We start from the raw sequence: 691 nt of genomic DNA, 5'->3' as shown, positions 1-691 counted from the left end.
GGCGATCCAGATCCGCGGCGACGGCAACGACGCCGCGGTCCGGGTGGTCGCGAGCACCTCGTTCGAGAACCCGAGCAGCGACGTCCTCACCGTCGGCGGCAAGGAGCTGGAGCCGCCGTACGAGATCGTCGCCATCGGCGACCCGGGCGAGTTGAGCGGCTCCATGATGTTCGCCAACGGCGTCGTCGCCAGTATCGAAGGTAGCGACGGCAGCAGCGCCGAGGCCACCGTCGACGAGTACGACGACCTCACCGTCGACGTGTTGCACGAGCCGCAGGCGCCTCAGTACGCTCGCCCGGCGCCGGACGACGGCGACGACGAATGACCCCGCACCGGTGCCCCAGAGGAGGCAGATCTCGTTGTATCCCGACGACCTGAGGTACACCGCGGAGCATGAGTGGGTCCGCAAGCCCGGCGAGGCCGCGGGCAGCGTCCGCGTCGGCATCACGCATTTCGCTCAGGAGCAGCTCGGCGACATCGTGTACGTGCAGTTGCCGGCTGTCGGTGACGACGTCACCGCGGGTGGCGTCTGCGGCGAGCTCGAGTCGACCAAGAGCGTGAGCGAGCTGTTCGCGCCGATCACCGGTACCGTCGCGGCCCGCAACGAGGAGCTCGACGCCGCGCCTGAACAGGTCAACGCCGACCCCTACGGCGCGGGCTGGATGATCGAGATCGTCCCCGCCGATCCCGG

General features: G+C 69.5%; 2 protein-coding genes. Both read left to right on the top strand.

Translation table 11 applies throughout. The annotated features are described in order from the left end of the window. A partial coding sequence (locus DZA62_RS35265; RefSeq protein WP_116953682.1) for a DUF881 domain-containing protein occupies positions 1-325 on the top strand: 325 nt, incomplete at its 5' end. Between the two features lie 34 nt (positions 326-359). Further along, positions 360-691: glycine cleavage system protein GcvH (gcvH, locus tag DZA62_RS35260; protein ID WP_116953680.1), on the top strand; the 332-nt coding region annotated here is incomplete at its 3' end.

Origin of the sequence: Jiangella endophytica (assembly GCF_003427025.1) — a bacterium.
Taxonomy (GTDB): Bacteria; Actinomycetota; Actinomycetes; order Jiangellales; family Jiangellaceae; genus Jiangella; species Jiangella endophytica.
This window is presented reverse-complemented; position numbering and strand designations above follow the sequence as displayed.